21 protein-coding genes and 2 pseudogenes are annotated in these 24,850 nt (G+C 58.4%); 14 read left to right on the top strand and 9 right to left on the bottom strand.

Annotated elements, in window-relative coordinates; all coding sequences use genetic code 11:
- Positions 1-619: 619 nt before the first annotated feature.
- The gene (locus ACL2XQ_RS11245) at positions 620-1,519 is read right to left on the bottom strand and encodes an AEC family transporter (RefSeq protein ID WP_413730238.1); all 900 of its coding nucleotides are present in this window, start codon (positions 1,517-1,519) and stop codon (positions 620-622) included.
- A 173-nt stretch (positions 1,520-1,692) separates the two neighbouring features.
- On the opposite strand from ACL2XQ_RS11245, the gene ACL2XQ_RS11250 reads away from it, so the two are divergent.
- The 8 genes from ACL2XQ_RS11250 (at position 1,693) to ACL2XQ_RS11285 (ending at position 11,187) form a co-directional block, all read left to right on the top strand.
- Positions 1,693-2,613 carry a LysR family transcriptional regulator gene (locus ACL2XQ_RS11250; RefSeq protein WP_413730239.1) on the top strand — a complete coding sequence of 307 codons (921 nt, stop codon included), beginning with the start codon at positions 1,693-1,695 and terminating at the stop codon, positions 2,611-2,613.
- A gap of 121 nt (positions 2,614-2,734) precedes the next feature.
- Entirely contained in the window at positions 2,735-3,658 is a 924-nt protein-coding gene (locus ACL2XQ_RS11255; protein ID WP_413730240.1) for an N-carbamoyl-D-amino-acid hydrolase, read from the top strand.
- A gap of 17 nt (positions 3,659-3,675) precedes the next feature.
- Complete coding sequence (locus tag ACL2XQ_RS11260; protein WP_413730241.1) at positions 3,676-4,530, top strand: D-amino-acid transaminase; 855 nt, start codon at positions 3,676-3,678, stop codon at positions 4,528-4,530.
- A gap of 114 nt (positions 4,531-4,644) precedes the next feature.
- A complete protein-coding gene (locus tag ACL2XQ_RS11265) occupies positions 4,645-6,243 on the top strand; it encodes an ABC transporter substrate-binding protein (protein ID WP_413730242.1) in 1,599 nt (532 codons plus the stop codon).
- Between the two features lie 32 nt (positions 6,244-6,275).
- Positions 6,276-7,217 carry an ABC transporter permease gene (locus tag ACL2XQ_RS11270; RefSeq protein ID WP_413730243.1) on the top strand — a complete coding sequence of 314 codons (942 nt, stop codon included), beginning with the start codon at positions 6,276-6,278 and terminating at the stop codon, positions 7,215-7,217.
- A gap of 10 nt (positions 7,218-7,227) precedes the next feature.
- Entirely contained in the window at positions 7,228-8,103 is an 876-nt protein-coding gene (locus tag ACL2XQ_RS11275) for an ABC transporter permease (RefSeq protein WP_413730244.1), read from the top strand.
- Entirely contained in the window at positions 8,100-9,755 is a 1,656-nt protein-coding gene (locus ACL2XQ_RS11280; RefSeq protein ID WP_413730245.1) for an ABC transporter ATP-binding protein, read from the top strand. The genes ACL2XQ_RS11275 and ACL2XQ_RS11280 overlap by 4 nt, the downstream gene beginning before the upstream one ends.
- Positions 9,745-11,187, top strand: a complete 1,443-nt coding sequence (locus ACL2XQ_RS11285; RefSeq protein ID WP_413730246.1) for an N-acyl-D-amino-acid deacylase family protein — start codon at positions 9,745-9,747, stop codon at positions 11,185-11,187. Before ACL2XQ_RS11280 ends, ACL2XQ_RS11285 begins: the two co-directional genes overlap by 11 nt.
- Positions 11,188-11,210: 23 nt before the next feature.
- On the opposite strand, the gene ACL2XQ_RS11290 is transcribed toward ACL2XQ_RS11285, so the two are convergent.
- From ACL2XQ_RS11290 to ACL2XQ_RS11310, 5 genes are all read right to left on the bottom strand, one after another.
- The gene (locus ACL2XQ_RS11290) at positions 11,211-11,483 is read right to left on the bottom strand and encodes a helix-turn-helix domain-containing protein (protein ID WP_413733200.1); all 273 of its coding nucleotides are present in this window, start codon (positions 11,481-11,483) and stop codon (positions 11,211-11,213) included.
- 403 nt (positions 11,484-11,886) lie between these two features.
- Positions 11,887-13,107: a glycine hydroxymethyltransferase gene (locus tag ACL2XQ_RS11295; protein WP_413730248.1), complete on the bottom strand. Its 1,221-nt coding sequence runs from the start codon at positions 13,105-13,107 to the stop codon at positions 11,887-11,889.
- A gap of 134 nt (positions 13,108-13,241) precedes the next feature.
- Positions 13,242-13,934 carry an amino acid ABC transporter permease gene (locus ACL2XQ_RS11300; RefSeq protein ID WP_413730249.1) on the bottom strand — a complete coding sequence of 231 codons (693 nt, stop codon included), beginning with the start codon at positions 13,932-13,934 and terminating at the stop codon, positions 13,242-13,244.
- Between the two features lie 3 nt (positions 13,935-13,937).
- Positions 13,938-14,684, bottom strand: a complete 747-nt coding sequence (locus ACL2XQ_RS11305) for an amino acid ABC transporter permease (RefSeq protein WP_413730250.1) — start codon at positions 14,682-14,684, stop codon at positions 13,938-13,940.
- A gap of 103 nt (positions 14,685-14,787) precedes the next feature.
- Positions 14,788-15,696: a transporter substrate-binding domain-containing protein gene (locus ACL2XQ_RS11310; protein WP_413730251.1), complete on the bottom strand. Its 909-nt coding sequence runs from the start codon at positions 15,694-15,696 to the stop codon at positions 14,788-14,790.
- A 162-nt stretch (positions 15,697-15,858) separates the two neighbouring features.
- On the opposite strand from ACL2XQ_RS11310, the gene ACL2XQ_RS11315 reads away from it, so the two are divergent.
- Complete coding sequence (locus ACL2XQ_RS11315; RefSeq protein WP_413730252.1) at positions 15,859-16,005, top strand: hypothetical protein; 147 nt, start codon at positions 15,859-15,861, stop codon at positions 16,003-16,005.
- Here ACL2XQ_RS11315 and ACL2XQ_RS11320 read toward each other — a convergent pair.
- The 3 genes and pseudogenes from ACL2XQ_RS11320 to ACL2XQ_RS11330 all read right to left on the bottom strand — a co-directional run.
- On the bottom strand, positions 16,000-16,653 hold the full coding sequence (locus ACL2XQ_RS11320; protein ID WP_413730253.1) for a GntR family transcriptional regulator: 654 nt from the start codon (positions 16,651-16,653) through the stop codon (positions 16,000-16,002). The genes ACL2XQ_RS11315 and ACL2XQ_RS11320 overlap by 6 nt on opposite strands.
- Positions 16,654-17,449: 796 nt before the next feature.
- Positions 17,450-18,655, bottom strand: coding sequence for an aminotransferase class I/II-fold pyridoxal phosphate-dependent enzyme (locus ACL2XQ_RS11325; RefSeq protein WP_413730254.1), 1,206 nt, complete (start codon positions 18,653-18,655; stop codon positions 17,450-17,452).
- Between the two features lie 53 nt (positions 18,656-18,708).
- Positions 18,709-19,861: pseudogene (locus ACL2XQ_RS11330) on the bottom strand (LLM class flavin-dependent oxidoreductase); the annotation flags it as partial.
- Here ACL2XQ_RS11330 and ACL2XQ_RS11335 point away from each other — a divergent pair.
- From ACL2XQ_RS11335 to ACL2XQ_RS11355, 5 genes and pseudogenes are all read left to right on the top strand, one after another.
- Positions 19,811-20,179, top strand: coding sequence for a carbohydrate porin (locus ACL2XQ_RS11335; RefSeq protein WP_413730255.1), 369 nt, complete (start codon positions 19,811-19,813; stop codon positions 20,177-20,179). The pseudogene ACL2XQ_RS11330 and the gene ACL2XQ_RS11335 overlap by 51 nt on opposite strands.
- 66 nt (positions 20,180-20,245) lie before the next feature.
- Entirely contained in the window at positions 20,246-20,407 is a 162-nt protein-coding gene (locus tag ACL2XQ_RS11340) for a hypothetical protein (protein WP_413730257.1), read from the top strand.
- Between the two features lie 395 nt (positions 20,408-20,802).
- Positions 20,803-23,124 (top strand): TonB-dependent siderophore receptor, encoded by a 2,322-nt coding sequence (locus ACL2XQ_RS11345; protein WP_413730259.1) that lies wholly within the window; start codon positions 20,803-20,805, stop codon positions 23,122-23,124.
- A 64-nt stretch (positions 23,125-23,188) separates the two neighbouring features.
- A pseudogene (locus tag ACL2XQ_RS11350) lies at positions 23,189-23,314 on the top strand (IS630 family transposase); the annotation flags it as partial.
- Positions 23,315-23,690: 376 nt separating this feature from the next.
- Positions 23,691-24,806: a glycosyltransferase gene (locus ACL2XQ_RS11355; RefSeq protein ID WP_413730261.1), complete on the top strand. Its 1,116-nt coding sequence runs from the start codon at positions 23,691-23,693 to the stop codon at positions 24,804-24,806.
- Positions 24,807-24,850: the final 44 nt, after the last annotated feature.

Genomic DNA, 24,850 nt, shown 5'->3' on the forward strand with positions numbered 1-24,850 from the left:
TCTACATAAGAAAACCTTATCATCATAAGCGAGAATGGGTGTATAGATCTATGCGGTCAACACCGCATGTGAGACCATAAAAACGGCATTAAATAATCACCCTCTTTTTCCTACAAACATTCTGTTAATTATTTTATGTCAAACGTTATTTGAAATTTTTTTTTTAGAAAAGCGAAGCCTAAATCGATATAAGTCAGTGATAGCGCGGCGCTGCGGCTCGAATGCGTCTTTTGCAGCAAGCATGTTCAAGAAATGCATTAGTCAATCACAGGAAAGGATTGTTTTATAGCGACTTGTTTTCTTGGATTAAACAGGTTGTTATGGCACAACTGCTGATCTTGAAACGGCGACTGTTACCGTCGGCAATGCGGCATATAGATCTGTGGCACTTGCTGCTTCCTGCAGCGCTTTATTCCCTTAGGCAACTAACAGCATTGTACAAGTGGATGCTAGCGCAGATCCTGCCGGAGCCGCGCGTTATGCTGGCGACGGCACAGGCGCTCTGGCAGGACGACTTGCTCGACCGGTGGTGGTCTTTCTGCGGCCGCCAGCCTTGGTGCAACCTGCTTCAACCCCTTCGGGCGCCGGCGTTTTGTTACCCCGCGTTACGCCCGGCGGATTACAGCAGGCTATCAACCCACATCCACAGCGGCAGGGTGACGGCCGATAAGAGTGTTGAAAGACAAATGGCCGAGCTGGTTACCTGGGTGTCTTCCAGCGAGCGCGAAAACCCCAGCACATTGACGCCGGAGGGATTGGCGGCCATCAGTACCAGCACCCGGCGCGGCATACCGCCGATATCCAGCAGCATGCACGTCAGCAAAACCAGCAGCGGCATGGCGACAAGCTTGGCGGCGGTAATGCCGAGGGCAGACCCGCCGGGGCGCAGGCGAAAGCCCGCCAAATTGGCGCCCAGCGCGATCAGCGCGCAGGGTAACGCCGCCTGGGCCAGCCAGGTCGTTAATTGCGTGGTCCAGACCGGCAGCGCCACATTCGACAGATTGACCGCCGTGCCCAGCAGCAGGCCGACAATCATCGGATTGGCGAGGCTGCTTACCAGCGGGCCGGGTTTGAACGGCTCGCTGCCGGCGAAACTGTCATACAGGCTTTGGAAGCTGAACAGCAGCAGGCTGTGCACGGCGAGTACGGTGAACAGCAGCACTAGCCCGTCGTTGCCGAACAGGCCCGAGACCATCGCCACGCCGATCAGGGCGTTATTGGAAAAGGAGGCGGTCAGTCCAAAGGGCGTTGGGTGGCCGAGGCGGCGATGGGCGAACAGGTTGACCAGGGCGAAAACCATCAGTGCCGGAACAAAATACGCCGCCAGGATCGTGGTGTTCAGGCCGTCGTGCAGCGGTGCGTTGACCATGCCGGTAAACAACACCATCGGCATGAACAGCTTGAAGGCCAGGCCGCCCAATGCCTTGATGGCGTGGGACTCGAGAACGCCCCGGCGCGCCTGGACATACCCCAGGATGATCAACAGCGAGATGGGCAGTATGGTTTGTGGAACGGCCACGGGTAAGGCTCCTGTAACAATGGGTGAAGGCTATTTTTACTGGCTAATCCCTTCGCTGTCAGCGCGATTTTCAGGCAATTGGGTGTATTGGCATACTAATTGCTATCTTCCTATAACCTGATGTTATGCGTTGTCCCCGGCGCGAACGCTAAAATTCCACAGAGGTACGTTGCATGCAGCCGCTCAACTTGCGCCAGATCGAAGTCTTTCGCGCTGTCATGATCACCGGTTCCATCAATGGCGCCGCGCAACTGCTGTTTGTTTCCCAGCCGGCGGTTAGCCGGATGCTCTCGCACACCGAGGCGCGTATCGGCTTCCAGCTGTTCGAGCGCGTCAAGGGACGGCTATATCCCTCGCCGGAGGCGCGTAGCCTGTTCAACGATGTTGAATCGGTGTATCGCGATATCCTGCGGGTCAATACCACGCTGCACAATCTGGTCCAGCAGCGTCACGGCGTGCTGCGCGTCGCCAGCAGCCCCAGCCTGGGGCATCAACTGGTGCCGGACGCCATTGCTGCTTTCCGGCAGTGCAACGAGGATATTCGCATCAGCCTGGAATGCCTGCGACATGTCCTGCTGCGCGACCGGCTGCTTGACCGGCAGGCGGATCTGGGTATTTCCCTGTTCCCCATCGATCATCCCAACCTGCGCGCGGTGCCGCTGAGCTATATCCGGGTTATGGTGGTGTGCCCGCAGGATCATCCGCTGACCCGGGTTCAGGCCGACGAGTTGCCCCAGGCGCTGGCGGATGCGGCGTTCATCGGCTATACCGCCGATACGCCGTTCTACAGCTTCATGAAGATGGCCTTCGAACATGTGGGCTTGCCATACCGGCCAAGCATCGATGTCGACTCGCCCCACCACGCGTGCGCGCTGGTCAAAAACGGCAGTGGTTTTTCCGTGGTCGATGAAATTTCCTTCCGCGCCTCGGGAGAGGGGCGGATGGCGGTATTGCCCATCCTCAGCGAAGAACGCCTGACCATCAGCCTGGTGCACCTGCGGCGCGAGCCTTTGGCGCAGTTTGCCCAGGTGTTTGTCGAGCAATTGCGCAACACGCTCGGCGGCAGCGGTTTTCACCTGTTCAATATGGATTAACCTCAGGTTAACCAAGGCCGACATATTGGCATACGACATCCTTACCTGAAGTTCCCACAATGACCCTAAGTAACGCAAAAGGTTTGCCGGCATCGGGTCGGTCTTGTGGGAGGAAAACGGCATGCGCGAAATCGTCATCGGCGGCGCCCAGTTGGGGGCTATTCAAAAAAGCGATTTAAGGGAAACGGTGGTCCGGCGTATGCTGGCGCTATTGGAACAGGCCCGGCAGCAGGGATGTGAACTGGTGGTCTTCCCGGAGCTGGCCCTGACCACGTTCTTTCCCCGCTGGTATATGGAAGATCAGCGCGAGGTGGATACCTGGTTCGAACGGGAGATGCCCAACGAGGCGACCCGCCCGCTGTTCGATTTCGCGCGTGAGCACGGCATCGCCATCACCTTCGGCTACGCCGAGTTGACCCCTGAGGGGCATCATTACAACACCTCCATCTTAACCGACCGCCAGGGCAGCATCATCGGCAAATACCGCAAGATACATCTGCCCGGACACGTCGAGTTCGATACCGGCCGCGACTTCCAGCACCTGGAGAAACGCTACTTCGAACCCGGCGACCTGGGTTTCCCCACATGGGAGGATCGGGAAACCGTGATTGGCATGTGCATTTGCAACGACCGCCGCTGGCCGGAAACCTATCGTGTCATGGGACTGCAGGGCGTGGAACTGGTCACGCTGGGCTATAACACGCCGTCAATCAACTCGCAAAAACCCGGTGAAGGCGAACAGCAGCGGCTGTTCCATTCCGAATTGTGCATGCAGGCCGGCGCTTATCAAAACGCCACCTGGGTGGTCGGCGTGGCCAAGGCCGGGGTCGAGGACGGCTTCCCGCTGATGGGCGGCAGCGTAATCATCGATCCCAACGGTTTTGTGGTCGCCAGGGCTAAAGGGCAGGACGACGAGCTTATCGTCCACCGCTGCGATATGGATTTGTGCAATTTCGGCAAGACCACCATTTTCGATTTCGCCCGCCACCGGCGTATCGAGCATTACGGCATCATTACCCGCCAAACCGGCGTCCAGCGCCCCTGACCAGGAGACGACAGTCCATGCGCACCGTTTATCTCAACGGAGAGTTTATTGCCGAGAATGATGCGAAGATTTCCATCTTCGATCGCGGCTTTATGTTCGCCGACGGCATTTACGAGGTGACCGCCGTATTGGGCGGCAAGCTGGTGGATGCCAAGGCGCATTTGGCCCGCCTGCGCCGCTCGCTGGCGGAGCTGGCTCTGGTCCTGCCGCTTGACGACGATAAGCTGCTGGCGGTCCACCGGCAGCTTATCGCGCGCAATGCGCTGTGCGAAGGCTTGATGTATATGCAGGTCAGCCGTGGCGCCGCAGACCGCGACTTTTTGTATCCGCCCGCGGACACGCCGTTGACGGTGGCGCTTTTCACCCAGGCCAAGGCGGTGCTCGACAGTCCGCTGGCAAAACGCGGCATGAATATCATCGGTCTGCCGGATATGCGCTGGGGGCGCAGCGATGTCAAAACCACGCAACTTCTCTACGCCTGCATGGCCAAGGAACAGGCAAAAGCCCAGGGCGCCGACGACGCCTGGCTGGTGAAGGATGGACGGGTGACCGAAGGTACCTCCAATAATGCGTTTATCATAACCCGCGACGGCGCGGTGGTGACCCGCGAGCTTTCCCGCGCGCTGTTGCCCGGCATCACGCGCGGCGCGCTGCTCGTCCTGGTGAAAGAACACGGCCTGCAACGCGAAGAGCGCGCCTTCAGCCTGGAGGAAGCAAAGAATGCCGCTGAAGCCTTCGTGACCTCCTCCACATCGTTTATTTATCCGGTGGTGACCCTGGACGGCCAGCCCATCGGCGACGGCACGCCGGGGCCGTTAACCCGCCGACTGCGCCAGCTATATATCGGCCATGCGCTGGCGGGGAGCGTCTGAGCGCCGGGAATGGCGTCGCCGGGCGCGCCAAAGTGCCCGGTCTGGTCTAACTACGTCGCGCCGCAGGGCAAGAGCGCCGACACCGAACGTTGCCATTTTTGAGGAGTATTGAGAATGAAAGTACGTCCGTCCCGTTCCCTGGTTACCCGCCTGTTGCTGCCTATCGGCCTGATTGCCGCCATGAACACGCCGTACGCCCTGGGCGCGGAGAAAACCCTGCACGCGGTAATGTCGTCATCCCTGCGTGTTTTGGATCCTATCGCAACCACCGCGCAGATCACCCGCAACCATGGCTTCATGATTTACGATACCCTGATTGGCATGGACGAAAACTTTGTGCCCAAGCCGCAAATGGCCGACTGGAGCGTCTCGCCCGACGGCCTGACCTACACCTTTACCCTGCGCGACGGCCTGCTGTGGCATGACGGCAAACCGGTGACCGCCGCCGATTGCGTCGCTTCCCTCAAGCGCTGGGCACGGTTCGATGTCGGCGGTCAACTGATGATGAAGTACACCGCGGGTATCACCGCCACCAACGACAAAACCATTACCCTGACGCTGGCCAAACCCTTCGGCTACGTCCTGCAACTGCTGGCCAAGCCTTCATCGGTGGCGGCATTCATGATGCCGGAGCGGGTCGCCGATACGCCTGACGGCAAGACTATCACCGACTATACCGGTTCCGGCCCCTATAAATTCGTCGCCGGCGAATTCGACCCCGGCAACCGGGTGGTCTACGAAAAATTCAAAGAATACATTGCGCGCAAGGAGCCTGCCAGCGGCACTGCCGGCGGCAAGGTGGTTAAGGTTGATCGCGTCGAATGGATCAATATGCCCGACCGCATGACCGCGATCAACGCACTGTCTTCCGGTGACATCGACTTTATCGAGCAGGTGCCCATTGACCTGTTGCCGATGATCCAGGCCGACGATCATCTCAAGTCCGGCGTCCTGAGCAAACTGGGATTGATGACCGGCGGGCGGATGAACTTCCTTTATCCTCCGTTCAACAATCCCGACATTCGCCGCGCCGCGCTGCTGGCGATGAACCAGAAGGATGTACTTGATGCATTGGTTGGCAACCCGAAGTACTTCAGACTGTGCGCGTCGGTCTTCGGCTGCGGCACGGCGCTGGACAGTCAGGCGGGCGGCGAGTCGCTGACCCGCGGCGGCGACCTGAACGCCGCCAGGGCGCTGTTGAAAAAAGCCGGCTATGACGGCACGCCGGTGGTTATCATGCAGCCGACCGACGTCCCGAGCCAGGCGCCACAACCGGTAGTGGCGGCTCAGGCCCTGCGCAATGCGGGGTTCAACGTAGAGCTGCAACCGATGGACTGGCAGACCCTGGTATCGCGCCGCGCCAACCAGAACCCGCCGGCGCAGGGCGGCTGGAATCTGTTCTTTACCTATTGGAACGCGGAAACCATCTGGAACCCGGTGGTCAACCCCATGCTCGATGGCGGTGGCCGGCAGGGAGCCTGGTTCGGCTGGCCGACCGACCCGCAGATGAATGAACTGCGGGTGAATTTCGCCACCGCCACCGATCCCGCCAAGCAGAAAGAGATTGCGGTCGAAATCCAAAGGCGTGCGATGGACCAGGTCAGCTATATCCCGCTGGGTCAGTATTACGACGTGGCGGCCTGGAACAGCCATATCAGCCACTTGATGACCGGGCCGTCCACCGTGTTCTGGAACGTCGAGAAAAGCGACTGATTAGCGGATAATTATTGCCTTCGGAGGCTTCGATGATGGGTTACTTCATTCGCCGCGTACTGGCGGCTATCCCGGTGATGCTGGTGGTGGCGCTGTTTGTCTTCCTGCTGCTGCGGCTGTCGCCGGGCGATCCGGCGGCGATTATTGCCGGCGATATGGCAACTCCGCAGCAACTGGCGGCCATCCGCGAAAGCCTGGGCCTGAACGAGCCGCTGTACCGGCAGTTTTTCGTCTGGGTCTGGCAACTGCTGCAGGGAGATTTCAGCACCTCCCTGATGGCCCACACGCCGGTACTGGGCATGATCGGCCAGCGCCTGGAGCCGACCCTGAGCCTGGCGCTGACGGCGATTGCCTTCACTATCCTTATCTCGGTACCGCTGGGGGTACTGGCGGCCTGGAAACACGGTAGCTGGATAGACAATCTGGTGATGTCGACGTCGGTACTGGGATTCTCGATACCGGTGTTCGTCATAGGTTATGTGCTGATTACCGTATTCGGCATCGAACTGAAGTGGTTGCCGGTACAGGGTTTTCGCAGCATCACCGGGGGAGTCTGGCCGTTTGCCCAGCGTATTGTATTACCGGCATTGACCTTATCGTCGGTCTACATCGCGCTGGTGGCGCGGATGACGCGGGCCAGCGTGCTTGAAGTGTTGGGCGAAGACTACATCCGTACCGCCCGCGCCAAGGGCCTGGCCGAAATCCACGTGCTGTTTAGGCATGCGCTGCGCAATGCCTCCATCCCGATCCTGACGGTGATTGGCGCCGGTTTCGCGCTGATGATTTCCGGGGTGGTGGTCACCGAAAGCGTATTCAACATCCCGGGTCTGGGGCGCTTGATTGTCGACGCCGTGCTGGCCCGGGACTATCCGGTTATTCAGGGCATGATCCTGTTGACCAGCGGGGTATATGTCATCATCAATTTGCTGATCGACTTGTCGTACGCGCTCAGCGATCCGCGCATTCGCTACTGAGGGCATTGCCATGAGTAAACCGGATCTCCTGACCTTGCCGGCCCCCCGGTATCGTTGGTTAACACTGCCGCGTCTGCCGCTGACATCGATTATCGCATTGATCTGCCTGATGCTGATTGTATCCATGGCGGTGTTCGCGCCCTGGATTGCCAATCACGATCCCATTGCCCTATCTCCGGCGCTTCGGCTCAGGCCAGCCGGCGCCGAATTCTGGCTCGGTACCGATGCTTATGGCCGCGATCTGTTTTCGCGTATTGTCTATGGCGCGCGCATCTCGCTGATGGTGGGACTGGGCGTGACCGTGCTGAGCGTGCTGATTGGCTTGCCGCTGGGTCTGCTGGCCGGTTATTTCCGGCGCCTGGACGCCGTGCTGATGCGGGTGATGGACGGTCTGATGGCGATCCCCGGCATCCTGCTGGCCATTGCTATCGTCTCGCTAAGCAGCGCCGGCATATGGACGGTGATGATAGCCATCATGGTGCCGGAGATCCCGCAGGTGGTGCGCCTGGTGCGCTCGCGGGTGCTGTCGATCCGTGAGGAGCCGTATGTGGAGGCCGCGGTGCTGATGGGCACGCCGGCCTTCAGGATCCTGATCCGGCACCTGATGCCCGGCACTCTGGCGCCGCTGATTGTGCAGGGCACCTATATATGCGCGTCGGCGATCCTGACCGAAGCGATCCTGTCGTTTCTCGGCGCCGGCATCGGCACCGAGACGCCGACCTGGGGGAACATTATTTCCGAAGGCCGCCTGTACTTCCAGCTCAAGCCTTCGCTGGTGCTGTGGGCGGGCCTGGCGCTGTCGCTGTGTATTTTATCGATCAACTTGTTGGGCGACACGGTGAGCGATGCCCTCGACCCACGCATGAACAAAAGGGGCGGCGCATGAGTGAACGGCAAAACGACACCCTGCGGGTAGAGCATTTGTGTGTTGATACCGCGCAGGGCATTCCTGTGCTGCAGGATATCTCATTCGGTATCCGTGCCGGGGAGACGCTGTGCCTGGTGGGTGAAAGCGGTTCGGGCAAGTCGGTAACGTCGCTGGCCACCCTGGGTCTGCTGCCCCAAGGCGCGCTCAGGGTGATGGGCGGGCAAGTGCTGCTGGACGGCGAAGATGTCCTGCGGGTCGGCAACCGGCGGCTTAAGGCGCTGCGCGGCAGCCGCATGGCGATGATTTTCCAGGAGCCCATGACCGCGCTCAACCCGGTGCTTACGGTGGGACGCCAGATCGACGAAGTGCTGCAGACCCATACTGATTTAAGCGCCTCGCAGCGCCGTACGCAGGTTATCAGCGCGCTGGCGCAGGTGCATCTGCCGGATATCGAACGGGTTTATGATGCTTATCCGCATCAACTCAGCGGCGGCCAGCGCCAACGCATCATGATAGCGATGGCGCTGGTGCTCGAGCCGCGCCTGCTGATCGCCGATGAGCCGACCACCGCGCTGGACGTGACGACCCAACAACAGATTCTTAAACTGATCCGCGAGCTGCAGCAAAAACACGGTACCGCGGTGCTGTTTATCACCCACGATATGGGGGTGGTGGTGGATATCGCCGACCGCGTCTGCGTCATGCGCCAGGGACGTATCGTGGAATCCGGCACGGTAGAGCAGGTACTGTCGCAACCGCGCGAGGATTACACCAAAGCCCTGCTGGCGGCGGTCCCAGGCTTGGTGCCGCGGCCCGCGCGCGGTGAGCTGCACAGGACGCAGGTGGTGCTTGACGTCATTGAACTGGGCAAAATCTATCCGGCCGCCGGCACGGCGCTAAGCTGGTTCGGTAATCGGCGCGAGGGTACGCGCGCGCTGGACGATGTGACCTTCACCCTTAAGCGCGGCCGGACGCTTGGGATCGTCGGCGAAAGCGGTTCCGGCAAGTCGACGATGGCGCGTTGCGTGATGCGTTTGCTGACGCCTACCAGCGGTGCGGTCCGGGTTACCGGCAATGATATTTCCGAACTCTCGACCGCCGGACTCAAACCTCACCGCAAAAGGATACAGATGATCTTCCAGGACCCCAATCGTTCGCTCAATCCGCGTATGAACATTGGCAAGAGCCTGGTGGAAGGACCGATGAATCACGGCGTGTCGTTCGCCCAGGCCTGGGCGAACGGCCAGCAGTTGCTTGAACTGGTTGGGCTGCCCGCCGACGCCATCGACCGTTATCCACATCAGTTTTCCGGCGGACAGCGGCAACGCATCGCCATCGCCCGCGCGCTGGCGATGGAGCCGGACGTGATCGTCGCCGACGAGGCGGTGTCCGCTCTGGATGTTTCGGTTCAGGCGCAGGTGCTGCAATTGCTTGGCGATATTCAACACCGTATGGGCGTCGCCATTTTGTTTATCACCCACGATTTGCGCGTGGCGGCGCAGTTATGCGACGACGTGCTGGTGATGCAACACGGCAAGGTTATCGAGTACGGACCGGCCTGCGATGTTCTGACCCGCCCGCGGCATCCCTATACTCAACAATTGATGGACGCGGTTCCCGGCAAGGGCTGGGATTTCGCCGCGGGCCGGAGGATCTCACATGGCGTTTGATTTATTGTTCCGTGCGGTCACCGTGGTTGATGGCACCGGCGCCGATCCGTATATCGCCGACGTCGCGACCCGTAGCGATCGGATAGCCGTTATCGGCAATCTTGCCGGACAGACTGCGCGACGGGTGATTGACGGTGCCGGGCGCTGCCTGATGCCGGGTTTTATCGACGTGCATACCCACGACGACATCCAGGTTATCCGCAGTCCGGACATGCTTGCCAAAATCTCCCAGGGCGTTACCACGGTGATCGTCGGCAACTGCGGCATCAGCGGCTCGCCGGTGACCTTGCCCGGCGCGCCGCCGGACCCGATGAACCTGCTGGGCGCGCAGGAGGTATTTGTTTACCCGACCTTCGGGGATTATGCCAACGCGGTTGAGCGCGCCGGCCCGAGCGTCAACGTGGCGGCGCTGATCGGCCACACCGCGCTGCGGGCCAACGTCATGGAGCAATTCGATCGACCGGCGACGGAGTGCGAATTGGAACACATGTGCGCGGCGCTGAAAGGCGCCCTCGACGATGGCGCCATCGGCCTCAGCTCCGGTCTGGCCTACACCAACGCCAAACAGGCGCCGGCGGCGGAAATGCAGCGCCTGGTAGACATTGTCGGCGCTTACGGCGCGCTGTACACCACGCATATGCGTAATGAACACGACGGTTTGCTGGACTCGCTGCAAGAGTCGTTCAGCACCGCCCGTAATGCCGGGGCGGACTTGGTGATATCACACCTCAAGTGCGCCGGCGCGGGCAACTGGGGCCGTGCGCCGCAGGCCCTGGCCGCGCTGGAAAAAGCCGCCGGCCAGCAGCCCTGCAACTGCGATTGCTATCCGTATGCGGCCAGCTCCACCACGCTTGACGCCTGGCGCGTCGACGGACAGATGGAGATCTATATCACCTGGTCGGAGCCGCACCCGGAAATGGCCAGGCAGCGGCTTGCAGAGATTGCCGCGTTGTGGGGTGTCGACCAATGGCAAGCCACAGAACGCCTGCGCCCGGCCGGGGCGATCTACAGCATGATGAGCGAAGACGACGTGCGCAAGATCCTGGCGCATCCGCTGTCAATGATTGGTTCCGACGGCTTGCCGAACGACCCTAATCCTCATCCGCGCCTCTGGGGCACCTTTCCCAGGGTGCTGGCACACTATTGCCGCGATCTGCGGCTGTTCGATGTGGCCGAGGCGGTGCGCAAGATGACGGGGCTGCCGGCCGCGCGCTTTCGCCTGCGGGATCGCGGCGTGGTGCGCGAAGGGGCGTTCGCCGATATAACCCTGGTGGACATGGAGCGGATCCAGGACGTCGCCACCTACGGTGACCCATGCCGGCAAGCGCCCGGGATCGATCTGGTGGTAGTCAATGGCGTGGCGGGTTACGAGGACGGGCAGGTACAAGAACGGCGGGGGCGGTTGTTGAAACGTCAGCCGGATAATGCATAGCGGCCATAGTTGAACGAAACTTGTCAATAAATCAAATCGGCATCTTTACCTTGGTTTTGATAAGACCGGCTGTTACGGTATTTCGAGGGAGTCATTCCCGTTTGTTGATTAAAAATAAAATAAAAATATTGGATGGTATTATAACTGCATAATTTGCAGATTTCGCTAATCGGGATTGCGGTGGTGGTGAGAAGTTCCTTGGCTTTCCTCAACCGCTCTTCCTGGATCACTTTGTGGATTGTCATGCCCAATTCGGTAATAAATTTCTTTTCAATATTTGATCTGGATGCTTGCAGTGAATCGAGTACATTTTCTACTTGACGGTAACGTACGTCTGGTCATCTCGCGGCGGGAATTATCCAAACCGCATTATTAAAATCATTTTCATGCCAATGGCAAAATACATAATCGCGATCGGTTTTTGCTGCAGGTGCATCGCCACTTCAGGAAATATTTTCCTCTCGACAGCCTGTGCCAACTGAACAGATCAACAGTTTCAGTGATACTGATAGGACGTTTGCCCCAAATAAGGAAATAAAGGTTCCCAGGCCACGAGAGGTCGGCGTTTGGCTGCTCCGCAGATAATGGCCGAAGCTGCGGTCTCCCACGCTAGCCTGCAGCCGTGGGGGAAAACCGGCCAGCGGCATTGGGATGCATTGCGCCACTGGCCGTATGGCCTGATGTCGAGCGTAAAGCGAGTTACCTCCCGGCTCGTATCCGCATACGATTATCGGCTGTCCGTTCCAACAGCGCGGCCAGGCGTTGCGCGATGCGGGCAAACCCGGTCTCATCAAGCTCCAGGGTGGTCATGAACTGGGTGCCGACGCGCAGGGCGAAATGACCGGCGGCGGCCGGATCGGCGCAGGTGCCCACCAGTATCCCCTGCTGTTCAAGCGCGGCAAGGGTCTGTTTGGCCGACAGCGCCGGGCTCATGGGGATCAGCAACTGATGGGTCGCGGTTTCATGGGGCTGCGCCGCCATCACCACGACGCCTGCCGCCCTGAGCGCCGCGGCCATGGCGGCGGTATTGCGGCAAATGCGGCGCGCGTAGTTCGCGCCGTTCTGTTTTGCCTGCTCCAGAGTCACCAGCAGGGACGGTAAACAGCCGGCATCGCCGTTGGCGATCATGCGATTTTCGATGACGCTGGCCAACAAAGCCCGATCGGCCAAATTGCCGCCGGCAATAATACTGTGCGGTCGGCCCGGCAGCGTCTTATACGTCGAACTGGTCATGATATCCACCCCCAGCGACAGGGGATTGGGAAACATCCCGCCGGCGATCAGCCCCAGTACATGGGACGCGTCAAAAATGGTTTTGGCGCCGACCCGCTGCGCGCTGTTTATCACCGGCGTTATATCGTCCGCCTTAAGCATGACCGAGCGTCCCAGCATCACCAGACGTGGTTTTCGGCGCAGGATCATCGCCGCCGCCGCCGCCGGGTCAAGACAAAGGTGATGTTCATCGTAGGGCAGATCCTCAACGTTAAGGCCCGCCAATTCGGGCGTTCCGCCTTTGCGCTGGCTTAAATGCCCGCCATGGGCGGCTGCGGGAGCCAGCAACAGATCGCCCGGTCTGGCGAACGCGTGGAAAACGGCGAGGTTGGCGGTAGTGCAGTTCGGCAGGCGCGTGTCCGCCCAGAGTGAACCGAACAGCCGGCTAATCTGATCGGCAACGGCCACTTCAAGCGCGGAGACCAGGCCGGTATCGGGCTGCTCCTTATCAAAACTGGGTCCCATGGCCGGATAGGCGCTTAATCCCGGGGAATAAGCCGCCATTGCCTCGGGACTGGGCAGGTTTGCGCCGGCATAGAGCACCACGCGCTCATGTTGCAGAACATTGAGGCGCTGGCCTGCAAGGGCTAACAGCGCTGCGTTGTTTCCCGCAGCGGACGGAACCGAAACAGTTGGTAATGGGGACATGTAAGCACCATGGTATAAGGAGAAAATAGCGCGCATGCTAACCGCGCGATCGGCCGGATAAAAGGTTGCCATTGATCTCCGGTTGGCCTGGGCGCAGCTCAGGCTACGGCAGATAAACCCGAGACGCATCAGTTCTAGCGAATAATGGCCACCCGTTTTTGCAGCATCCGCACCGAGTACGAGGCGGCAAACGACATCAGGAAATAGACCGCCGCGGCAAACAGATACATCTCCAGCAGGCGTCCGTCGCGCTGGGCAATCTTGGCCGCGGCGCCCAGGAAATCAGTAATCGACAGTACATAGACCAGCGAGGTGTCCTGGAATAAAATAATGGTCTGGGTCAGGAACAGCGGCAGCATATTGCGCATGGCCTGCGGCAGGATCACGTACAGCATGGTCTGCCGGCCGGTCATACCCAGCGCCTGCGAGGCGGAAGACTGCCCGCTGGGCAGCGACTGTATGCCCGAGCGGACAATCTCACAAAAATAGCTGGCTTCGAACAGGCTGAAGGTAATCACCGATGACCAGAACGGGTCCACCCGCACCGGCGAGGCGGCGCCGGTGACCGATTGCAGGAGATAGGGCACCAGAAAATAGAACCAGAAGATCACCAAAACCAGCGGCAGCGAGCGCATCAGGTTGACATAACAGGTCGCCAGAATAGACAAAAAACGCATGCCGGACAGCCTCATCAGCGCCAGCAAGGTGCCGAACACCAGACCGGCAAGGGTTGCGCACAGCGTCAGGCGCAGGGTAAAGCTCATCCCGGTCATAAACAGATACGGCAGGGTGCGGATAATAGTGTGATAGTCAAATCCCGTCAGCATCAATCAGCCCTTTTCCCGGCCGACGCCGGTTGCAAATCCGGGTAGCGCGGCTTTTTTCTCCACGCCGCGCATGAAAAAAACCACCGCCAGGTTGAGCAGCAGATAGAGCAGGGTCGCGCCGCTGAAGGCTTCAAACACCTGGAAGGTGTTTTCCTGCATGGCGCGGGCGCCGCCGGTCAATTCAATCAGCCCTATCGCCAGCGCCACCGAGGTGTTTTTGGTGCAGCTTAACAATTCGGACGTTACCGCCGGGGTCACCATGCGCATTGCCACCGGCAGCAGCACATAAGCATAGGTTTGCGCCAGGGTCAGCCCCAACGCCTGTCCCGCCATGCGCTGGCCTTTGGACAGGCTTTCCAGGCCGGCCCTGACCACTTCCGCCATACGGGCACCGTGATAGCATCCCAAACAGAGCGCCGCTGTATAAAACTGCGCGTTCGGTAATTGCTTCAACTGGTCGCCGAGCGCCGCCGGCAGCATTTCCGGAAAGACGAAATACCAAAGGAACATTTGCATCAGCAGGGGAATATTGCGGAATACCTCGACAAATGCGCTGCCGCAGCTATTTAACCACCGGTTCGGCGTATTGCGCGCCACGCCGGCAAGCGCCCCCAGGACCAGCGCGATAAAAAAGGCGCAGGCGGCGGTGGCCACCGTCCAGCCGAGGCCGATGACCAGCGTCTGCCACCAGGTATGGGCGCCGTCGGATGCGGTATCGAAAAAGACGGCCCAGTTCCAGTTATAGTTCATTTTGCCACTTGTCCTGCCGCAGCCAAGACCTGCGGTCGAGGCTGCGCGCCATGCCGACCAACGCGCCCGGGATGATCATCCGCCAGGGTTACTTGCGCCGGCATTAGCGATAGACCTCGGGATTGGCGTCATCCGTTGGATGGGCAATCGCCTTTTGCAACTGGGCGGACATCGGGAATTGCATATTGATGCCCCGCGGCGGGATGGGTTGGGTAAACCACTTGTTATAGATGCCGTTAATGGCCCCGCTTTGGTACAGGCCGGCGATGGTGTCGTTGACCAACTGCTTAAACTGTTCGTCATTCCTGCGCAGCATAATGCCGTAAGGCTCGACGGATAGCGGCCGATCGGAGATCTGGAACGCGTCAGGCGACTTGGACGTGGCCCGCGCGCCGGCCAGTGAGACATCATCAAAAATCAGCGCGGCCGCCCGTCCGGTCTCCAGGGTCAGCATGCCCTCCGCCAGGTCCTTGGCCGTCAGGATGGTCATGCCCAGATGCTGGGAATTATTGGCGTCATTGACGATTTTGACGCTGGTGGTACCGGACAGGGTGACGATGGTTTTACCCTTAAGCTCCGCCATTGAGGCAACCGGTGCGCTCTTTTTGGACATGATGCGCACGGCTGCGACAAAATAGGTGGTCGAAAAAGCCACCTGTTTTTGTCGTTCCGCGTTATTGGTGGTGGTGCCGCATTCCATATCGATGGTGCCGTTAGCCAGTAGCGGAATACGCGTAGTGCCGGTGACCGGCAGGGTATTCACCGCCAGTTCTGGTTTATGGACGCGGGCTTTGACTGCCGCCACTACCGCGTTGCAGATATCCATCGCATAACCGATCGGCCGCTGATTATCGTCGTAGTAGGAAAATGGGACCGCGCCATCACGGTGGCCCACGGTGATCTGGCCGCTGTCGGCGATTTTTTTAAGCGTTCCATCAAGTTCCGCGGCGCTGGCGGCGGTGCCCGCCAGGGCCAGAAGGCAAAAAAAGTTAACCAAAAAATGTCTGTTCATTGTAGCTCCGTGGAAAGGTGATTAACTGTTGCCTGAACGCATCAACGCCGACGGCCGGCGAGCTCGGGATCGCCGCCGCCCTGGGAAAGCAAACCCTGGGTGCGCGACCGGGAACCGTGCAAGAATTGATCGGCTGGAGCGAGGGGTCAATAAAAATAAATAATGAATAATGAATTCATTTCACAGGAGGTAAAAACCAGATTACTGATAAGAAAAACCTATGACGTCAGGGAGCTGGCGACGCCGCGGGACGCGCCTGATAGCGGACGCTATAACGGTCCCGGCGCCATGGCCGACAGGATATTATAGCTTGGCATCCATGGCATTTTTGACGGCGTTGGCGGTGCTCATGATATGCTTGCGCATGGTCTTTGCCAGTTTCGCGGCGTTTTTTACGCGCAGGCAGGCCATGATTTCCTCATGCTCGTTCACCGCCCGCTGCCAGTCTTTCGGCAACTGGCGCACGGTATGGCGGATATTCCTGATGCGCAGCTCAAGGGTTTTATAGAGTGCCAGCAGCGACTGGTTTCTGGCCGCGCTGAACAGGGCAAGGTGAATTTCCCGATTCAGGCGGGCATAGTCGAGTTTGTCTTGCCGCTGGTAAGCCAGCAGCATCTGCGCGTGGAGTTGTTCGATAGCGGCTAATTCGTCGCGGGTGATATGCTGGCAAGCCAACTCGCTGGCCAGGCCCTCAAGACTGGCGATTATCGGGAAGATTTCGTACAGCTCTTCATTAGTCAACGCCGCCACGCGGGCGCCGCGCTGCGGGAGCAAGATGATCATGCCTTCGGTAGCCAGAACCTTCAGCGCTTCGCGCAGGGGTGTTCTGGATATATCAAAACGTGCGCACAGATCTTTTTCGGGGATCCTGCTGCCCGGCTCCAGCTCTCCCCGGACGATCATGTCACGAATGAAATCGGCTATCTCACTGTGGAGCGTTCGGCGTGAGATTGGCATGCCTGCGATCATAATACACCCTATGCAAAGTAGACGACGGGACGGGCGGTTAAGGCCGCCCGCTATAAAGCTAACATCTATAACGATAACATAATGCACAGCGGTTTTTGCTATAAGCCGAGGATAACCCGGGCTGGACTGCCGGCGGATGACGTGGCGCGGCAAAAAAGCCTGAGCTTGGGATGGCCCCCCAGGATAACTGCTCGTTTAATGTCTCCCGGCACATCTTGTCGAGCGCCGGCGCTAGGTACGACCAACCGCGTTTATCCGCCAGGGCGGCCAAGCTGTCGCGGTGCCAGCGGCGGAAAATCCCGTCGAGCTTGCGCCCGATATCCTGTTCGCCCTTTTGGATCCAGATGACGCAGGCTCGTGGCAAAAGGGAAGAATGCAAATATTCCCATTGTGGCCGTCGCCCGGGAGCTGGCCGGTTTTATCTGGGATATTGGCCGGCTGGCGATGTCGCTCACGCGGGAACCGCACGACACACGGATGGCATAAGAGAACAAGAAACCAGAGAACCAGCATTATCGAAGAGCGTTTCCTGAAGGCGGCGTAGCCCGGAACAAGAGCAACCCATGGCGACGCTTCACGACGGCAGCGCAACGCTAGTTCGCGTCGTAAGTAAGTGGCGGGATCAGATGACGGATCTCTGTAATGCGGTATCCAACCCGCGAATATCCGCGTGATCCACCATCTTATTTACCGCTACGTCGCCCTGGCCCCCGGTATCCCCATGGGGTCGACGGCAGCACCCGCCAGGGCGCGATCTAACTTGGATTGCCGGCAGGGCGAGCAGTCATTTCATTAACAAGGCGCAAGCGGCGGCGATACGCCGGCCCGCTTCGGCCACGGTGGCATCATCGGTGGCGATGGAAAGGCGGAAATAGGGCGACAAGCCATAAGCGCTGCCGCCGATGCCCGATACGCCGCGTTCCAGCAGGTAATCGAGCACATCCACCTCGTTTTCCAGCCGGCGGCCGTCCGGCCGCCGTTGCCCCAGCAGTCCCGCGCAGCGGCAGAATACAAAAAAACTGCCCTGGGGAGGGAGTAGCTCCAGCCCGTCCACAGCGCTAAGATGTTCCACCAGCGTATCACGGCGCCGCTGATAGCTGGCCACCTGGGGCGGCAGGAAATCCAGGCCGCCTTCAAACGCCGCCAGGGCCGCCGCCTGGCTCACCGAGCTGGCGCCCGAGGAGATCTGCAACTGGGTGACCACCATGGCCTGCGTCAACGTGGCCGGACCGGCGCCGTAGCCGATGCGCCAGCCGGTCATGGCATAGGTTTTCGACACGCCGCCCACCAGCAGCGCGCGGTCTCGCAAATCCGGCGCGACGTTCAGCAGCCCGATATGCTGGCGGCCGTCGAACAGGATATGTTCGTACAGTTCATCCAGCATCACCAGTACCTGGGGGTGGCGACGCAGCACCGCCGCCAGTTTTTCCAGCTCCTGGCGGGCATAGACCGCGCCGCTGGGATTGCCTGGGGTATTAAGGACCAGCCAGCGGGTACGCGGCCCGATGGCCTGTTCCAGCTGCGCCGGCAGCAGCTTATAGCCCTGCTCCAAAGGGCAGGGCAGGAAACGCGGCTCGCCTCCGTTAAAACGCACGCTGTCGGGGAAGGTGGGCCAGTACGGCGTCGGCACCAGCACGTCATCCCCGTCATCCAGGGTAGCGGCGAATGCGTTGAAAATGATCTGTTTGGCGCCGTTGGCGATAACCACTTCCGCCAGGGGATAGGCCAGCCGGTTTTCCCGCGACAGCTTGCGCACCACGGCTTCCCGCAGCGCGCGCACGCCGGGGGTGGCGGTGTATTTCGTTTCACCCTGGGCGATGGCCCGGTAGGCCGCCTGCTTGACGGCTTCGGGGGTGTCGAAATCCGGTTCGCCGGTGGTCAGGTCAAGAATATCCACCCCGGCGCTTTTTAATTCATTGGTGCGTTGCTTGGCGGCGGCGTTGGCGGAGAGCGTCACACGCTGGACACGTCGCGATAGTCGAATACTCATTGCGGTTCCTCTAAAAACGTTCTTCAGGCGCGGGAGGTCTGGGGCGGGCGTGCTCAGCTCGCCGCCGGTAGCCCCAGGTTCTCGCGCAGCGTGGCGAAAGGGTATGAGGTGCGGAATAACCCTCGGCGCTGGAGCTCTGGGGTCACCAGCTCGATAAACAGATCCAGCTGTTCCGGCATAATCGCGGGCATCACGTTAAAGCCGTCCGCCGCGCCTGCCTCCAGCCACTGCTGGAAGTCATCGGCGATATCGTCAGCGCTGCCTACCACCACCCGGTGTCCACGGGATCCGGCGGCCACCGCCGCCAGCTCGCGCAGGGTCAAGCCATCGCGCGCCGCCAGATCGGTCAACAGTTTGATGCGACTTTGATTTCCCTCGCCGTCCGGCACCGGCGGTACCGGCCCGTCCAGCGGGTAGGCGCGCAGATCCAGACCAAAGCGGGCGGAGAGCTGGTCAAGCCCGTTGTCGATATCCACCAGCGCGTTAAGCTGACGCCAGGTTTCCCGGGCCTCCTCACGGCTGCGGCCGACGATCGGCATCACCCCCGGCAAGATCAGCACTGCTTTGGGATCGCGTCCGGCGGCCGCCACCGCCTGTTTCTGGCTGCGATAAAACGCCCGTCCTTCCTCCAGGGAGGCGCTGGCGGTGAACACTACCTCGGCAGTCTGCGCCGCCAGCGTCTGGCCATCGGCCGAGGACCCGGCTTCAATAATCACCGGCCGCCCCTGGGGGAGCGGGAAATGTTCAGCGGTCCCTGCACCGAAAAATGTTCGCCGTGATGGTTGATCGGCTGGATCTTGTCGTCGTCGAAATAGCGGCCGCTGGTCCGATCGGCCACCACCGCCCATCCCGCCAGCCGTTCCACAGCTTAAATGCTACCTCGAGGAATTCGCGCGCCCGGGCATAGCGCGCCGCGTGGTCGGGCATATCCTCCCGGCTGAAGTTGCGTGCCACATTGGTAGAATACGAGGTCACCACGTTCCAGGCGACCCGGCCCCGGCTGATATGATCCAGGGATGAAAACGCGCGGGCCAGCGTAAAGGGATCGCTGAAGGTGGGGGAGGCGGTGGCCGCCAGGCCGATATGACGGGTGGAGACCGCCAGGGTGGCCAACAGCGTGAGCGGCTCGAGCCGCGCCATAGTGGACGGCAGGCGGTGTACGCTGGTGGCCAGCGCGTCGCCGACAAAAAAAAGGTCAAATTTGGCGTCTTTACCAATTTTGACCATGTCCGCATAGTTATCCGTCCCGCTTATATCTGGAGCGACACTCACCAGACAGGCATTGGATTAGGCTGGTTTGATCAGAAAAATAAAACTGGTGGCGTGGAATATCACGAGAAAGGATATAAAACCACGCTGCTCCAGACTTTTAAATTGGGTACCAGTATGCGCACCTCACGTTCGGAAATTCGTTGTTACGGCGCCTACCTGAAAGTGCTGGGGAATGGCATTAGTCAGTTTGAGTTTGCCGACAGTAAGAGCGATCAATTTACCGTTGGTGCCCAAGCTGAAGTCTGGTGGTAACCATAGGATATCGGGATAAGGTGCGGTATTGATGGCCGCACCGCTAATGATGGTAAAGATCATTAAATGTCTTGGTACATAAACCGCAGTGGTTTTCTAAAAGCTTACGAGGAACGCTATGTTTTCATTGCCATTCTTGATGTGACCGGTAAGAGGGATGACGGTATCCATGAGGTCGGCGCAGCGACCAGCAGCGTAGCGGTTGCGGCAGATAAAACTGGATATTGATTCTTTTAGCGCGCGCGGAATAAGACTTAGTATTTAAGGCAACTAGCATCGTAAGCCCGGTAACTGTCAACTTCGTAGATAGTTACCGCTGGGCTTGATTCCTCGTTTAAATCCTGAATGTGAAATTTTAAATGCGAAACACAATCTAAATGCCATTGATAATTATTTCCATTTGCAATAATGTGTAAAAGTTCCATCAAGGGTCGTTTTATTTGTCAAGGGAGTGACTGAACGATGGGATAACGTAATGTTAACAGTGATTTAACATTACATTTTCGCTGCCGGGCAGTTACTGAAAAAACTGCTTATTTTATCAATTTTATAACATATCAGGCCGTTCATACTGCCGGATTTCGCTTGGGCAGTCTCAAGATCGGCTGCAGTTCAGGGAACTTATGAATACTACATTATCAGGTTACTCCCTAGCGACCCTAATCAGTCTGGGCCTGGGGACATTGGCATTTCCTTTGGCCGCGCCCGCGGCCGACAGTACTACCACCGCGCCGGCATCATCCCCCGCGACGGTGGGCGACGCCAAGGCAAGCGACGGTGCGTCAGCGCTTGCCGATAACGACAGCGCCGCGGCAACGGCGGGCGATACCATCGTAGTGACCGCGGCGAAGCAAAACCTGCAGGCGCCTGGTGTGTCGATAATTAACAGCGAGGCCATCAAAAAACACCCCATTCAGCGTGATGTTTCCGAAATTATCCGCACCATGCCGGGTGTGAATCTGACCGGCAACTCCAGCAGTGGCCAGCGCGGCAACAACCGCCAGATCGATATCCGCGGTATGGGGCCGGAAAATACCCTGATCCTGGTTGACGGCATGCCGGTGAGCAGCCGCAATTCCGTACGTTATGGCTGGCGTGGCGAACGTGATACCCGTGGTGACAGCAACTGGGTGCCCGCCGAGATGATTGAGCGTATCGAGGTCATTCGCGGCCCGGCTGCGGCCATGTACGGCAATGCCGCCATGGGAGGGGTGGTGAATATCATTACCAAACCGGCAGCCCGTGAGTGGCACGGCAGTTTCAATAGCTATTTCAGCGTACCAGAGCACAAATCTGAAGGTGCTACCAAACGCTATAACGCCAACCTGAGCGGGGAGCTGGCTGATAACCTGACCATGCGCCTCTATGGAAACTGGAGCAAAACCCAGGCAGATGCACAGGACATCAACAGCGGTCATGAGGCTGAACGTACCGGGAGATATGCCGGTATGGTGCCGGCTGGCCGTGAGGGTGTCATTAATAAAAATATTAATACCGCCCTGCGCTGGGAATTTATGCCGATGCAGGCGCTGGAGCTGGATGCCGGTTTCAGCCGTCAGGGTAATCTCTATGCGGGGGATACCCAAAACACCAACACCAGCACGCTGGTGAAAAAGTATTACGGCAAAGAGACAAACATCATCTATCGTCAGGATCTGAGTCTGAAATACACCGGTGCCTGGGATAACGGGATAACTACCAGTAACTACATTCAGTTTGAAAAAACACGTAATTCCCGCCTGAAGGAAGGGCTGTCTGGTGGCGTTGAAGGTATGTTCAGCAGCGCGGATCAAGGGTTCTCCACCATCTATCTGAACGATACCAACCTGCATTCCGATATTAATATCCCTTTCGAGATGTGGGTTAACCAGACCGTCACCTTTGGTGCGGAGATGAATCATCAGACGATGAAAGATCCCACCTCGAATACGCTGACCACAACATCCGGCGGCGCGGTAAGCGGTGTGTCCAGCTCCGGCCGTAGTGCCTACAGCTCGGCGGATATTTACGGCCTTTATACCGAGGACAATATTGATCTAACCGACTCCACCCGTCTGACACCGGGGCTGAGGTTTAATCATCAGACCATCACCGGCAGCAACCTCAGCCCGGCATTAAATCTGTCTCAGGAACTGGGCGATGATTTCACTTTGAAGATGGGTATTGCCCGGGCCTGGAAAGCGCCGAACCTGTATCAGACCAACCCTAACTACCTGTTATACAGCAGCGGCAATGGATGCTATGCCAGCGCCGGCAGCTGCTATCTGCAGGGGAATAAGGATCTGGAGGCCGAAACCAGCGTCAATAAAGAGGTCGGGATTGAATATCATCACGATAATGTGCAGGCTGGTCTGACCTGGTATCGCAATGACTACCGCGACAAGATTGAGGCGGGCGAAGCAGCGGAATACTCCAACAGTACATCAGACATCTACAAGTGGGAGAATGTCCCTAAAGCGGTAGTCCAGGGCCTGGAAGGTACGCTTAACTTCCCGCTGAGTGAAACGGTGATGATGAAGAACAACTTCACTTATATCATCGAAAATAAAAACAAAACCACCGGTGATTACCTGACTATCATCCCGAAATACACGATTAATTCGACGCTGGACTGGCAGGCCAGGAACGACCTGTCCGTGCAGGGTACGATGACATGGTATGGCAAGCAAAAACCCAAGAAATATAACGCCAAAGGAGAAACCACCACCGGCAGCGAAACCTGGCAGGTGTCCCCTTACGCTCTGTTTGGTATGAGCGCGACGTATAACATTAACAAATCCGTGGATTTGACCGGAGGGATTGATAACCTCCTGGACAAACGACACTTCCGGGAGGGCAACTCGACTACCTCCGGGAATTCCGGTACCTATGCCTATGGCGCAGGCGCGCGGACGTACAACGAATCGGGTCGAACCTACTATATGCAACTAGGTTTGCATTTCTGATGCCAACCAATAACACATACTGACGTATGAGGGCTGCGGGTAGGGCAATCCCTCTCGCGGCCCGATGCAGAAAACTATCCATAAAATCCGGGACAAAAACCATGCCCGCAAATTCACTGTCATGCTGATATTGCACTCTGGCGACCGCGTCAGTGACGTTGGCAGAACACTTTGCTGCGTGCGCTCAACATAAAGCAGGGGTCGTGCTGTCGGGTCCGCGAAGCAGACACGCTCACGCCGTAGGCGTGCTACCGTCCTTACACGCTTTCCCAGCTTCACTGATGGGTCAGATAATACTTGCAAATACTAATGATATTGGTAATTATTATCATTAGTATTTGCAAATTATGATTTTATCTGACTGATGCCCTATTGGGGCATCTGACGGTGGAAAAGCAATAGTTACGTTGTTGGGTCGCCGATTAAGCGCCCCATAGGAATTCAAAGGGATCTCAGCTTCGATTAGCTGATTGGTGGCTTGACTGGAAAAACAGAGCCGCTTCAGCGGGCTGGGTGTTTGCGTTAACTTCCAGATTTCAGTTCGTCAAGCGGAGAGGGATTTTCTCATGCGTATTCTCTTTGTTGGTCCACCTTTGTATGGCCTGTTGTATCCAGTGTTCTCTCTTGCTCAGGCTTTTCGTGTGAATGGGCATGAAGTTGTGATCGCGAGCACGGGAAAATTTGCGCAAAAGGCGGCTGAGGCCGGCCTGGTGGCGTTCGATGCCGCGCCCGGATTCGATTCGGAGGCCGACTATCGGCGTCGGGAGGATATGAGGAAGAAGAGCAACATAGGCACCAGAATGGGGAACTTCTCTTTCTTTAGTGAAGAGATGGCCGACCGCTTGGTTGAATTCGCAGGGCAATGGCGGCCCGACCTGATCGTGTATCCGCCGCTGGGCGTCGTAGGGCCATTAATTGCGGCTAAGTATGGTATCCCCGTGGTCATGCAAACCGTCGGATTCGGCCACACCCCATGGCATATAAAAGGGGTGACGCGATCGTTGGCCGATGCCTACGCCCGCCATGGTGTCGATGCGCCGCCGCGCGATCTGGCATGGATCGATGTCACGCCGCCGAGTATGAGTATTCTGCAGAATGAAGGTGAACCCATCATTTCAATGCAGTATGTACCCTACAACGGAGGGGCAGTCTGGGAGGAATGGTGGGAGAGGGCGCCAGACCGGAAACGTTTGTTGGTCAGTCTTGGCACCGTCAAGCCCATGGTCGATGGGCTGGATCTGATTTCGTGGGTTATGGACTCGGCCGACGAAGTGGATGCCGACATCATCTTACAGCTATCAGCTAATGCGCGTTCTGATTTGCGCAAGCTGCCGCCAAACGTACGGCTTGTCGACTGGATTCCGCTGGGCGTGTTTCTCAACGGCGCCGATGGATTTATTCATCATGGGGGGGCGGGTAACACCCTTACGGCTTTACACGCAGGGATACCGCAGATCGTGTTTGGCCAAGGGGCGGATCGTCCTGTCAATGCCAAGGCTGTCGTGGAGCGGGGATGCGGGATCATCCCCGGCGAGGATGGATTGACCAGCGATTTGATCAATACATTCCTGAGTAATACCTCACTGCGTGCAGCTTCAGCACAGGTCGCTGCCGAAATGGCTACGCAAGCTAGCCCATGCGAAGTTGCTGACAGCCTTGTTGCAAAACTGAAGCATGGCTGACTAGAGCCGTCCTACGATTATGTTACGCCATTGTGATGGTGCTG

Origin of the sequence: Sodalis sp. RH14 (genome assembly GCF_047324285.1) — a bacterium.
In the GTDB taxonomy this organism is placed as follows: domain Bacteria; phylum Pseudomonadota; class Gammaproteobacteria; order Enterobacterales; family Enterobacteriaceae; genus Acerihabitans.